The 12852-nt window shown below is 68.9% G+C and carries 7 protein-coding genes; 5 read left to right on the forward strand and 2 right to left on the reverse strand.

The features are described from left to right. Window positions 1–15 precede the first annotated feature (15 nt). Genes AC5RW2_RS08650 through AC5RW2_RS08660 form a run of 3 tightly spaced genes read left to right on the forward strand, consistent with a single transcriptional unit; the run spans window position 16 to window position 7000 of the window. Window positions 16–390, forward strand: coding sequence for an MGMT family protein (locus AC5RW2_RS08650; protein WP_493962927.1), 375 nt, complete (start codon window positions 16–18; stop codon window positions 388–390). Beyond that, complete coding sequence (locus tag AC5RW2_RS08655) at window positions 387–3647, forward strand: ATP-dependent helicase (protein ID WP_493962926.1); 3261 nt, start codon at window positions 387–389, stop codon at window positions 3645–3647. The genes AC5RW2_RS08650 and AC5RW2_RS08655 overlap by 4 nt, the downstream gene beginning before the upstream one ends. Beyond that, the gene (locus AC5RW2_RS08660) at window positions 3644–7000 is read left to right on the forward strand and encodes an ATP-dependent helicase (protein ID WP_493962925.1); all 3357 of its coding nucleotides are present in this window, start codon (window positions 3644–3646) and stop codon (window positions 6998–7000) included. Before AC5RW2_RS08655 ends, AC5RW2_RS08660 begins: the two co-directional genes overlap by 4 nt. A 34-nt stretch (window positions 7001–7034) precedes the next feature. Here AC5RW2_RS08660 and AC5RW2_RS08665 read toward each other — a convergent pair whose 3' ends face one another. Continuing rightward, window positions 7035–8456 carry a macrolide 2'-phosphotransferase gene (locus AC5RW2_RS08665; protein WP_493962924.1) on the reverse strand — a complete coding sequence of 474 codons (1422 nt, stop codon included), beginning with the start codon at window positions 8454–8456 and terminating at the stop codon, window positions 7035–7037. A gap of 162 nt (window positions 8457–8618) precedes the next feature. Here AC5RW2_RS08665 and nudC point away from each other — a divergent pair, with 162 nt between their 5' ends. Then, complete coding sequence (nudC, locus tag AC5RW2_RS08670) at window positions 8619–9566, forward strand: NAD(+) diphosphatase (protein ID WP_493962923.1); 948 nt, start codon at window positions 8619–8621, stop codon at window positions 9564–9566. Beyond that, window positions 9563–11695 (forward strand): ATP-dependent DNA helicase UvrD2, encoded by a 2133-nt coding sequence (locus AC5RW2_RS08675; RefSeq protein WP_493962922.1) that lies wholly within the window; start codon window positions 9563–9565, stop codon window positions 11693–11695. Before nudC ends, AC5RW2_RS08675 begins: the two co-directional genes overlap by 4 nt. A gap of 35 nt (window positions 11696–11730) precedes the next feature. Here AC5RW2_RS08675 and AC5RW2_RS08680 read toward each other — a convergent pair whose 3' ends face one another. Further along, window positions 11731–12804 carry a TOMM precursor leader peptide-binding protein gene (locus tag AC5RW2_RS08680; RefSeq protein ID WP_493949729.1) on the reverse strand — a complete coding sequence of 358 codons (1074 nt, stop codon included), beginning with the start codon at window positions 12802–12804 and terminating at the stop codon, window positions 11731–11733. Between the last annotated feature and the right edge of the window lie 48 nt (window positions 12805–12852).

A 12852-nucleotide genomic window follows, 5' to 3' on the forward strand; every position in this document is an offset into this window, starting at 1 on the left:
AATTACAATGGTGTAATGCGGGAAACGGTGGTGGAGGCGGTGCTGGACCTCACAGCGCTCGTGCCGCGCGGGCGCGTGCTGTCGTACGGGGATGTTGCCGAACTGCTCGACACGGGCGGGCCCCGGCTGGTCGGCAGGATCATGTCCCTGCACGGGGATGCGGCTCCTTGGTGGCGGATCATCCGTGCCAATGGTTCTCTGCCCGATGAGCTGATGGCGCGGGCGGTGGTGCACTACCGCCGGGAAGGGACCCCGCTGGCAGAGCCGGCTGCCGGGACGGCTAAGGTGCGCATGGCCCAGGCCCGCTGGATGCCCCAAGACGAAGATTTCGCCGCGATCGAGCGGCTGCGGCGCAAAGTGTCCGAGGCGACTGATGGGATGGGCGCATGATGGAGACGAAGCCGCCGGCCGGGCTGAGGCTGGTCCGGCCTGAAGCCAAGTCCGCCGGCGCCCCGCTGCCGAGCCAGGACCAGGCTGCAGTCATCGGCCTGCCTGCCGGCTGTGGTCCGGTGCTGGTGCTCGGTGGCCCGGGCACGGGGAAGACCACCGCGTTGGTGGAGCACGCGGTCCGCCGTGTGGAGGAGACCGGGCTGGACCCGGCGGGCTTGCTCTTCATGGCCCCGAATCGGCTGGCCGCCTCGCGTCTGCGGGATGCCTTGACCGCGCGGCTGGACCGCAGCCTGGGCACCTCCCTGGCCAAGACGTGGTCTGCCTACGCCTTCGACCTGATCCGCCGGGCCCGCGTGGAAGGGCTGCTGCCGCTGGTCGAACGGGCGCCCCGGCTGCTGTCCGGGCCCGAACAAGACCAGATCATCGCGGAACTGCTGGCCGGCCACCGTGCCGGCTATGGCCAGGGTGCCGGCTGGCCGGAAGACCTGCAGCAGGCGTTGGCTACCCGCGGCTTTCGGCAGGAGATCCGCCAGCTATTCGACCGGTTGACCGAGTACGGCAGCACCGCCGCGCAGCTGGAGCAATTGGGCTATGAGTGCGGCCGCCCGGACTGGATCGCAGCGGCACAGCTTTACCGCGAATACCGGGACTTGATCGACCTCCGGATGCCCGAGGCCTTCGACCCAGCCGGCATCATTACATCGGCCCGTCAGCTGTTGCTGGAGCATCCGGGACTCCTCGACCGCGAGCGCAGCCGCCTGCAGCTGATCCTGGCTGACGACCTGCAGGAAGCCAATCCCGCCGTCTTCGAGCTGCTGGCCTTGCTCGTCGAGGGACGGGACGCCGTGCTGGCCGCCTCGCCGGACACAGTCGTCCAGGGGTTCCGCGGCGCCCGGCCGGATGTGATCGGCAAGCTTCCGGGACTTCTCGGCACCCGGGACAAACCCGTGCAGACGCTGGTGTTGACCACCTCGCACCGGATGGCGCCCGCCGTCGCCGCCGCATGGCAATCCACTGCGGCCAGGATCTCGCAGGTTGCCGGTGCCCACCGCGCCCGCGACCTCGTCCATCCTGATCCGAGGGTGGAATCCGGAGCCGCTGCCGACCCCGGCCGCGCTGCCGCGGTACAGGTTGCTGAGCCTTCCGCCAGTGCGCACGTGGTGGCTTCGCCCGTCCATGAGCACCGCTATGTTGCCCAGCGGATTCTGGAAGCCCGGTTGTTCGAGGGGTACAGGCTCAGTGAGATGGCCGTCATCGTCCGGACCGGCGGCCAGCTCTCCGCCCTGGCACGCTACCTCACGGGCCAGGACATTGCGGTCAAAGTCCCGGTGGCTGAAACCGCAGTGCGGGACGAAGCGGCCGTCCGGCCGTTGCTGGATGCGTTGGCGGTGGCGCTCGACCCGGACCTGCTCACCGCCGACACCGCAGTTGCCCTGCTGACCTCCAGGATCGGGGGCGCTACGGCGATCGACCTGCGCCGCCTGCGCCAAGCACTGCGACGCGAAGAGCTGTTGGGCGGCGGGGGCCGGTCCAGCGATGCGCTGCTCGTGGAGGCGCTGGGCGACGCTGCGTTCCTGAGCACGCTCGGACGGGAAGGCGGAGCCGCGCGGAGGGTCGCGCGGATGCTCCAAGCGGGCCGGGAGGCGGCGGCCGCGCCGGGAGCCAACGCGGAGACCGTGCTCTGGGCCCTGTGGTCCGCGGCTGGACTAGCGGACCGCTGGGCGGCGCAGGCGCTGCAAGGCGGACCGGCCGGCGTACGGGCCGACCGGGATCTCGACGCCATGATGGCGCTGTTCCAGACGGCCGAACGGTATGTCGACCAGCTACCCGGCTCGAGCCCGCGGCAGTTCCTGGAGTACCTGCTGAACCAGGAACTGCCGATGGACAACCTGGCGCCGCGGGCCCAGGTGCGCGAAGCGGTTGAACTGCTCACGCCAGCCTCGGCGGCCGGCCGGGGCTGGCCCCTGGTCATCGTGGCGGGCGTCCAGGAAGGAGTGTGGCCGAACACCAGGCTGCGCGGCGAACTGTTGGGCAGCACCCAGTTCGTCGACGTCCTGGAGCACGGGGCGGAGGAAGCGCGGCGGATCGACGCGGTATCCCGGCTGCGCGAGATCCGGTACGACGAATTGCGCAGCTTTTCCACCGCAATCTCCCGCGCCGAACGCCGGTTGATCTGTACGGCCGTGCAATCTGAAGATGCCCAGCCGTCCCAGTTCTTGGATCTGGTCGACCCGTGGCTGGACCCGGAAAGCCCCCGGCCGGCCACCGAAGTACTCCGGCCGCGCACGGTGCGGGCGTTGGCTGCGGAACTTCGGCAGGCGGCCCAACAAGCAACGGACCGTCCGGAACAAGCTGCTGACGCTGCGGCGGTCCTGGCGATGCTGGCGGCCAGCCCGGTGCCGGTACCCGGTGCGCATCCGCGCGACTGGTGGGGACTGTTGCCGTTGAGCAGCACGGCACCGGTCGTGCCGGAAGGGGAACCTGTCCCGGTATCCCCGTCCAAGGTGGAGGCTGTCCAGAAGTCCCCGCTGGACTGGTTCATCCAGGCCGCCGGTGGCGAAGCCGCGACCGATTTTGCCCGCAGCCTGGGCACCTTGGTGCACGGTATTGCCCAGGACTTTCCCGAGGGCACCGGGAACGAATACGTGGCGGAACTCGTCCGCCGCTGGCCGCAGTTGGGCATGAAGCAAAACTGGGAAGGCCGGTTGGACTTCAACCGGGCCGAAGGCATGGTCCGAAGACTGGCCCAGTACGTTGTCCAGATGCGTTTGGAAGGCCGCAGCTTGCTTGGCGTCGAGCAGGACTTCTCAGTGGACTTGCAAGGGCCCGAGCGCGTGGCCAGACTGCGCGGACAAGTGGACCGGTTGGAGCTGGACGCCGACGGACGCCTGCATATCGTGGACCTGAAAACGGGCCGCGCGGCACCCACCAAAGCGGAGCTGGAGCGGCACCCCCAGCTCGGAAGCTATCAGGCGGCGGTGGCGGCCGGAGGGTTTTCCGGGCACAAACCGGCCGCCGGCGGCGCCTCCCTGGTTCAACTCGGACAAAACCTGAAATCGGTCAAGGTCCAGCAGCAGGAAAGCCTGGCCGACGGCGAAGACTGGGCGACGCCGATGATCCATGAGGCGGCAGCCCTGATGTCCGCCTCGCAATTCGAAGCCCGGCATGATCCGCAGCGGTCCCGGAACGGCGGCCACGGCTGCCGGGCCCCGGAAATTTGTCCCCTGTGTGCAGAAGGAAGGCAGGTCACCGAATGAGCATCGGATCGGTCACCACCACTTTCACCCCGGAAGAACTCGCCGGTTTGCTGGGCCAGCATCTGCCCACAGCGGAACAATCCGCCATCATCAGCTCGGCGATGCAGCCGCTGCTGGTCATTGCCGGCGCCGGATCGGGGAAGACAGCAACCATGGCCGACCGCGTCGTCTGGCTCGTGGCCAACGGCCTCGTCCGGCCGGACGAAATCCTCGGCGTCACCTTCACCCGAAAAGCCGCCGGGGAACTGGCCGCCCGGATCCGTGCCCAGCTGGCCAGGCTGGACCGCAAGGGCCTGCTGCCGCAGGAGGCAGACAACGCTGCCGGGTTCGTGGAGCCCAAGGTCTCCACCTACCACTCCTACGCCAATGGCTTGGTCAGTGACTACGGGCTGCGTCTGGGCATCGAACGCGACGTGGTCTTGCTGGGCACAGCGCAGTCCTGGCAGCTGGCCAGCCACTGCGTGGAAGCCTACGACGGACCCATCGAGCACTTGACGGCCGCCAAGTCGACGCTGGTCGGCTCGGTGATGCAGTTCGCCGGGGAATGCTCGGAGCACCTGGTGACTCCTGAGCAGGCGGCCGATTACCTGGAGGCCGAGGTGGAGCGGATTGCCGCCCTGCCTTATGTTGACGGCAGCACCAAGCCGGCCAAGCAGGACGTGCGGAAACTGCTGGATCGGCTGCGGACGCGGATCACGGTGGCGGGCCTCGCCGCCGCCTACAACCGGGCCAAGCGGGAACGCGGCGTACTGGACTACGGCGATCTTGTCTCGCTGGCGGCGCGTATTGCCCGGGAGGTGCCGCAGGCCCGCCTACTCGAACGCAGTCGCTATAAGGTGGTGTTGCTCGACGAATTCCAAGACACCTCCCACGCCCAGATGGTGTTGTTCTCCGAGCTGTTCGGCGACGGTCATGCCGTGACGGCAGTGGGAGACCCCAACCAATCCATCTATGGTTTCCGCGGTGCTTCCGCCGGCCAGCTCTTCGCCTTCCAAGAGCAATTCCCGCTGGTGGACGACGGCGGACGCCGGGCCCCCGCTCCGGCGGGCTTCCTCACGGTGGCATGGCGCAACAATGAAAACATCCTGCGGATGGCCAACCGGATATCCGCCCCGCTGAACAGGGAAGACCCGAACCGGCCGCGCCCCGGCCGGATCAGCGTCCCGCCGCTGCGACCCCGGCCCGGAGCCACGGACGGAACAGTGGCACTGGGGCGGTATGCGACGGAGGCGGAAGAAACCAGCGCGCTTGCCGATGCGATCGAACGGGCCAGAATGACGGTCTTCGCCCGGGACCCGGAGACAGGCAGAGCAGAGCAGGTCAGCGCCGCGGTCTTGTGCCGGCGGCGGGCCCAGATCCCCGGCATCGCCAAAGCGCTGGAGGAACGGGGCATTCCCTACGAAATCGTGGGGCTGGCGGGCCTGCTGGCACAGCCCGACATTGTGGACCTCGTGGCCATGCTGCGGGTCCTGGCGGATCCGGGACGCTCCGACGCACTGATGCGGTTGCTGGCTGGTGCGCGCTGGAGGATCGGCCCCGCCGACCTCATGGCCTTGGCCGACTGGTCGCGCTTCCTGGAGCGCCAGCGCCTGAGCGCCGTCCGGGCCGGCGAAGTTCCCGACCTGGACCACAATGAGGCGACTGCGGAAACCGTCGTCGAACACGACCTGGCCGAGGCGGCGTCCCTGATTGAAGCGCTCGACCGGCTGCCCAGGCCGGGCTGGACCTCCCGCTACGGACGCTCGTTGACGCCTGTAGCGCTCGAGCGCCTGAGCCGGTTGGCGAACGAGGTCCGCTACCTGCGCAGTTTCATCGGCGATGACCTGACGCTGCTGCTGGGTGAAGTGGAGCGCACCATGTTGCTGGACATCGAGGTCGCCTCCAAACCCGGCCAGAGCATTCATCAGGCGCGGCGCAACCTTGATGCTTTCCACGACGCTGCGGCCGCGTTCATGCAGACTTCACAACGCGTTGACCTGCTGGCTTTCCTCGCCTGGCTGGAAGCCGCCGCCGCCGAGGAAGGTGGCCTGGACATGGCCCAGGTGGAGGTGCGGCACGATGCCGTGCAGTTGCTCACGGTTCACGCGTCCAAGGGGCTGGAATGGGATGCTGTCTTTGTGCCGGGGCTCAACGACGGCGCTTTCCCTTCGTCGTCGGACAGCCGGTGGAGCAGCGGCCACGCGGCGTTGCCCTGGCCGTTGCGCGGCGACCGCTTCGATCTGCCCCAGTGGGACACCGATCAGCCGGACCAACTGTCCTGGCTGAACGCGGAAGCGGACTATAAAGCGGATGTCCAAGCGCACGGCGAAGACGAAGAGCGCAGGCTGGCCTACGTCGCCTATACCCGGGCCAAGCACCTGCTCGTCTGCAGTTCCGCTGGCTGGTCTGGCAGCAAGGTCAAGCCAACAGCGGTTTCTGTCTTCCTGGCCGAACTGCATGAGTTGTCGCAGAGCGAACCCGGTACGGTGCAGGTGGCGCACTGGGTACAGGACCAGGATCTTGGGCCGGAGAACCCGTTCCGCGCTGAAGTGGAAACGGCGCTGTGGCCCTTTGACCCCTTGGAAGGGCCGCGGGTCTACCGCAACTGCGTCCCGCAGCGCCAACGCGCCGGCCGCCGCGCGGCCATGGAACACGCGGCCCACGCCGTACTCGAATCCATGGCACAGGACCGCCGTCCTCCGGCGGATTCCTCGTGGGCGCATGAAGCCCGACTGCTCTTGGAGCGGCACAACGCCGCGCCAACCGCCGGAGAAGTGCAGTTGCCGGCACACATCTCCGCGTCGCTGCTGGTGGACTTGGCCGACGATCCCGCCGAAGTCACTCGGCGCCTGCGCCGACCGGTGCCGCGCAAGCCCGGCATGGCAGCCCGCAAGGGAACAGCCTTCCACGGTTGGATCGAGGAATACTTCGGCACCACAGGGATGCTGGACCTTGAGGAATATCCGGGGGCGGCCGACTCCTACATCGACGAGGCCTATGACCTGGACGGGCTGATCAGGACGTTCAAGGACTCCGAATGGGCCAATCGGGTGCCGGCAGCCCTCGAAGTGCCCGTGGAGACCCGGGTCGGCGACGTCGTGGTGCGCGGGCGCATCGACGCAGTCTTCCGCGATGCCGACGGCTGCTGGGACCTTATTGACTGGAAGACCGGCACAGCGCCGACGGGGCGGCAGTTGGCCGTCAAATCCGTGCAGCTGGCCGTCTACCGGCTGGCGTGGGCCAGGTTGCACGGTCTTGATGTGGACCAGGTCAAGGCCGCGTTCTACTACGTTGCCCAGGACCGGTTGGTGAGGCCGCACGACCTCGCCGGTGAGGAGGAACTGGAAGCAGCCGTCTTACGGGCCTACGCCTAGAAGGGCGGCCCGGTCTCGACGGCAGCGGCGTCGGTCACTGCTGGTTGATCACCGGCAACGCGGTGGTATCCACGGACGCAGGGCCGGTCCCCGGCGCGCCTGCTCCGTCTGCGGATTCTGTCCGGTCCGGACCGTTGTTGTCCGGACCGTTGCCTGCCTGGCTCACCGGTGTCTGGCTGCCCGGTGCCTGGCTAGCCGGCGAGCCGGTGGGCGCTGTCGACGCAACGGAATCGGCTGCCGGATCTTCAACCGGGAGCAGCGTGACCTTCCGCGGACCGGAACCGCCGGAGAGATGCACGCGGGGATTGTCCGCGCTGGTGGGACGCGGGCCGTCCGCTGCGGAATCGGCGTCGTCCGAGGAACCGGATGCCTCGGCCTTGTCCGTAACGGCGTCCATTGACTGGCCGTCCGCTGGCTTGCCGGCCGGTGCCTCTGCCGCCGGGCCGGCGGCGGTCTCCGGCTCCGGGGCGCCCGGAGCAGCCGCGGGAAGGGTCGGCGGAGCGGCGGGTGGCGGGGGAGCTGTGACACTGATCGGCTGGCCGCCGTGCTCTGCCACGTCCGATTCGAGCTCGTTCAGCATCTCCACGGCTTCATCGACCATGGTCTGATCGTCCGCTGCCAGTCCGCGGACCAGCCATTGCGCCAAGGCGAATTCAGCGGCCAGCGCTGCGCGGCGCATCAGGTGCGGGTCCACCGGATCCTTGCGGTACTTCCGGTAGGACTCCAGCACGACGTCGGCGAACGACTGCTCGTGCACGGCCACCAGCCAGGCAAAGTCATCGGCCGGATCGCCGATGCGAAGGTCGGTCCAGCCGGTCACCGAGGAAACGCCGCCGTCATGGACCAGCAGGTTGTCTTCGTGCAGGTCGCCGTGCACCACGCACGGGTTGAACTTCCACAGCGCCACGTCCTCCAGGGCGTGCTCCCAGCGGCGCAGCAGCGCGGGCGGGATCTTGCCGGTGGTGGCGGCCTGGTCCAGTTCGTTGAGCTTCCGCTGGCGGAATTGGTCGGCGGTGTAACTGGGCAGGTCGGCGGCGTCGACCATGGCCGCCGGAAGGTCGTGGATGCCGGCGGTTGACCGTCCGATCGACACCGGGACGGAGGCGCCGGAGGCGACCAGCGCTTCCAGTGCGAAGGTGCTGCCGGGCACGTGGTTGTAGACAAACGTGCGCAGCTCGGACTGTTGGACGGTGCCGGCGACGGTGGGCACCTGGAAGGGCAGCTCTGCCCGGATGGCAGGGGAGAAGGCCCGGAGCACCAGCAATTCCGTTTCCAGCCGCATACTCGCCTCGGCGTGTTTCGGCGAACGCACCCGCCAGCGCTTGCCGGCCGAATCGGTGAGCACGGCGGACTGGAAATCCGCTGCATCGTCTGGCAAGCCGGCAACGCCCGTGGGCGCCAACCCGGGTACGGCCGCGCTGGCTATGGCCGCCAGCTCCAGAGGTGTCTTTCTCACGTAGTCCACCGTACGTGCAACCGGTACCGGCAGCCTGTCCACGGCCGCGGCGAGTCGCCGGAACGGTGACGCAGGCCGCACTGGAACGCACCGCCGTCGTGCATTCCACAGCCGCCGCGGTCCGAATAACGGTCCGGGCCCCGCGGTGAGTACGGTAGATGCATGAGTCTTAGCACCGCCTCCGCCGGGTTCCCGCCGCTGGGCCAGCTGATGCTGGCGCGCACTACCATGGACCGCGGCTGCGAACGGCGCAGCCATCCCGGCTTGCTGGATGGCATCTGGGGCGGCGACACCACCTACGTGATGCTCATCGCCGACGGCAAAACGCTGGTCCGCGGCGGCCGGATCGTGCTGCTCCCGAGCCGCGAACGGGCCGCCACCGACTTGTCCATTTACCTTGGACGCGCGGTGGAAGGGGCGGATGTGCCGGTCGGCACGGACATTGTGCTGTCCGTGCTGCCGGAAGGCACGGAATTGGCGGAGTACGACGGCGAGTGGCTGAGCCTGCGCGATGTGGCAGGGGAGCTCTCGGCCCAGGACACCGGGCTGTTCGTGGAAGCCGCGGCCATTTCCAATTGGCACCTGACGCACACGCACTGTCCGCGCTGCGGGCAGCGCACCGAGATCGAAGAAGGCGGCTGGGTTCGCCGCTGCCCCGCCGACGGCAGCCAGCACTTCCCGCGCACCGACCCAGCGATCATCGTCTCGGTGATCGACGAGGACGATCGGCTGCTGTTGGGCCGCAACAGCGCGTGGCCGGCCAGCCGGTATTCAACCCTGGCCGGATTCGTTGAACCGGGGGAGTCGCTGGAGGCAGCGGTGGTCCGCGAGGTCGAAGAGGAATCCGGCGTTGTGGTGCATTCGCCCACCTACCTCGGCTCCCAGCCCTGGCCGTTCCCGGCGTCGTTAATGATTGGCTTCACCGCCGTGGCCACCGACACGGCTTCGGTGCCGGACGGCGTGGAGATTCTGGAAACGCGCTGGTTCAGCCGCGACGAACTGGCCGCAGCATTGGAGGCCGACGAGGTCCAGGTTGCCGGCAGCATCTCCATCGCGCGGGCGCTGATCGAGCACTGGTACGGCGGCGCCCTGCCGCAGGCCGGGCAATGAGCGCTTCGGCGGCAGCGCCCCGTCCGGAGGGCAGCCTCGAAGAGCAGATCCTGTCCGGACTGGACGACGAACAGCGCCAGGTGGCCACCAGCCTGGCCGGCCCGCTGTGCGTGCTCGCGGGAGCGGGCACCGGCAAGACGCGCGCGATCACTCACCGGATCGCCTACGGCGTGCATACCGGGGTGTATCAGCCGCAGCGCGTGTTGGCCGTCACCTTCACCGCCCGGGCGGCCGCCGAAATGCGGACGCGGCTGCGCGACCTGGGCGTCGGCGGGGTGCAGGCCCGCACGTTCCATGCCGCGGCGCTGCGCCAGCTGCAGTATTTCTGGCCGCAGGCGGTCGGCGGCTCGCTGCCCGGTTTGCTGGACCACAAGGCAAGCGTCATCGCCGAAGCGGCCCGGCGCCTGCGGCTGACCACCGACCGTGCTGCCATCCGTGACCTGGCCGCCGAAATCGAGTGGGCCAAGGTCTCCATGCTGACGCCGGAGAGCTACGTCCGCCGGGCGGCCGGTCGTGCAGCGCCGGCGGGCTACGACCTGACCACGGTGGCGCGGCTGTACCAGGCGTACGAGGACGTCAAGACTGACCGCAACATCATCGATTTCGAGGATGTTCTGCTGATCACCGTGGGGATCCTCCAGGAAGACCCGAAGGTCGCTGCCGCCGTGCGGGACCAGTACCGGCACTTCGTGGTGGATGAGTATCAGGACGTCTCGCCGCTGCAGCAGCGGATGCTGGACCTGTGGCTGGGGGACCGTGACGAACTCTGCGTGGTCGGAGACGCCAGCCAGACCATCTACTCCTTCACCGGTGCGACCTCGCGCCATCTGCTGGAGTTCACCAAACGCTTCCCTGGAGCCGATGTGGTGAAACTGGTGCGGGACTACCGTTCTTCACCCCAGGTGGTGCAGCTGGCCAACTCGCTGCTGGCAGCCCGCACCCGGCAGCCGTCCCGCGGCGGCGACAGCTGGCCGACGCCGCTGGAGCTGATCGCCCAGCGCCCGGCGGGACCCGAGCCGTCCTTCACCGAATGTGCCGACGACGAGGCGGAAGCGGCGCAGGTGGCCACCCGCATCCGCGGTCTGCTCGACGGTGGGGTCGCCGCCGCCGAAATTGCCGTGCTCTTCCGGACCAATGGTCAGTCGCAGGCTTACGAACAGGCGCTGGCCAGTGCCGGCATCGGCTACCAGTTGCGCGGCGGCGAGCGGTTCTTCCAGCGCCGGGAGGTCCGCGACGCGATCCTGCAGCTGCGCGCCTCGTCCCGCGCAGCGGGAACGGAGCCCGTGCCGCAACTGGTCCGCGACGTGCTGGCGAACCTCGGCTACACCCGCGAAGCACCGCAGGCCGGCGGGGCAGTGCGTGAGCGCTGGGAATCATTGGCCGCATTGGTGGGGCTGGCCGAGGAGCTGGACGCCGCCCGCGGTTCGGCAGCCGGCGGTGTGTTCACCATGCAGGATTTCGTCGCCGAGCTGGATGAACGCGCGGCGGCACAGCACGCGCCCACCGTTCAGGGCGTCACCCTGGCTTCGCTGCACTCGGCGAAGGGCCTGGAATGGGACGCGGTCTTCCTGGTCGGACTGAGCGAGGGACTGATGCCGATCTCCTTCGCCGACACTGATGAAGCCGTGGATGAAGAACGCCGCCTGCTCTATGTGGGCATCACCCGTGCCCGCCAGCATCTGGCGCTCTCCTGGTCGCTGGCACGGACTCCGGGCGGCCGCGCCAACCGCAAGCCCTCCCGGTTCCTGGATGGCCTGCGGCCGGCCTCTTCATCCTCGGTGCGGAGCGTGTCCGGCCAGCGCCCCGCACGCCGCAAGCAGGCCGCGCCCGCGGTCTGCCGGGTGTGCGGAACTTTGCTGAACAGCGGGGCGGAGCGCAAGGTCGGCCGGTGTCATAACTGTCCTCCCACCTACGAGGAGTCGACGTTCGAGGCGCTGCGTGAGTGGCGCAAGGACACCGCTAGCAATGCGTCGATGCCGGCCTTCGTGATCTTCACCGACGCCACGCTGGTGGCGATCGCCGAGGCCAGGCCGCAGTCGCTGCCCGAGCTGTCCAGGCTGGCCGGCGTGGGACCTGCGAAACTGGAGCGCTACGGCGAGGACGTGCTGCGGATCCTGGCCGCGAACTGAGTCAGTCGGCAGGGTTTTGCCGGCGCCGGCCGGTGTCAGGACGCCGCCGCCAGCACGCAGCCGCAGTCCGGATGCGGCGGATAGGGGTGCCGGGTGACGCTGCCGTCGCCGCTTTCGAGCTGGAGCACGGCGGAAAAGCTGCCTGGTTGGTTTCGTCCGTCCAGGAACAGCAGGGCCTGGATGGCTGCCAAACCGGCGGCGGCTACCGACTGCGATACCTCGTCGGCCGGACTCCGGGAAGCCGCTTTGCCCGGCGTGCCGGTCAGCCGGGCGACGACCTCCGGCCACGTCGGATCGGCATCCGCCCGATGTAGTTCCACACAGCCGAGGCAGCTGGTCTGGCCGGGGACCACCAGTGGCCCGATCAAGGCGTCGTGTTCACGGACCAGGACGCTCAGGTGCGGGTGGCCCCGGCTCATCAGTGCCGCCGCGACCCGGGGGTCCGCCACATCGCGGTCGAGGTAGATGGCCAAGTTGAGCGCCCGTGGAAAGATGCCGGCAGCCCCTTGCTCCACGGTCGTTCCCGGCAAGAGGTGGCAGGCGACCGTCGGATCGATCTGGCGGGCCGCGCGCCGGACAGCCTGTCCCCGGGTGAGGCCGATGTCGGTGATCCGGAAGGCGCCCGAGCCGACGTCCGCCGGGCTCACCACGGCCGGATCCTCCAGCAGGAGGGTGCCGACCCCGGCGGCGGTCAGGGCGGTGGCCAACGCTGCACCGGTGCGCCCCAGCCCGATGATCTGCACCACGCAGCGGCTCCGCGCGGCCAGCGATCCCTCGCTGTCCGCCGAGTAGACCGCGGACCAGTGGCGCGCGTCCGGGGCCAGCCGGTCGGCGCGCAAGCCGGACAAACGTTCTCCGCCGGAATCCGGAACCAGCACGGGCGCCAGCGCTGCCAGCAGCAATGCGGTCCGTTCGGCATCCAGCCCGCAACCGGTGCGCACTGCGTCCAGCTCGGCGGATTCGAACCCCTGACGCAGACGGCGCAGGAACTGCCGGTCCGGTTCTCCGGTTCCTTCGATCACCAGCCCGCCGGCCCCCAGACCGAACTGCACGGTGCCCGCAGCGAATTCGACCATGCGCAGGCCGGGATTGAGTTTCAGCTGTGCCATGGCCGCCTCCTTGCCGTTTGCCCGTGACCGGGATCGAGCTGATAATCC

The sequence above is a fragment of the Arthrobacter sp. B0316-1-20 genome (assembly GCF_059091865.1).

Bases quoted from the DNA above. Each gene is read 5' to 3' on its own strand.
- AC5RW2_RS08650 (WP_493962927.1), top strand. From the start codon at position 16: ATGCGGGAAACGGTGGTGGAGGCGGTGCTGGACCTCACAGCGCTCGTG.
- AC5RW2_RS08655 (WP_493962926.1), top strand. From the start codon at position 387: ATGATGGAGACGAAGCCGCCGGCCGGGCTGAGGCTGGTCCGGCCTGAA.
- AC5RW2_RS08660 (WP_493962925.1), top strand. From the start codon at position 3,644: ATGAGCATCGGATCGGTCACCACCACTTTCACCCCGGAAGAACTCGCC.
- nudC (WP_493962923.1), top strand. From the start codon at position 8,619: ATGAGTCTTAGCACCGCCTCCGCCGGGTTCCCGCCGCTGGGCCAGCTG.
- AC5RW2_RS08675 (WP_493962922.1), top strand. From the start codon at position 9,563: ATGAGCGCTTCGGCGGCAGCGCCCCGTCCGGAGGGCAGCCTCGAAGAG.
- AC5RW2_RS08680 (WP_493949729.1), bottom strand. From the start codon at position 12,804: ATGGCACAGCTGAAACTCAATCCCGGCCTGCGCATGGTCGAATTCGCT.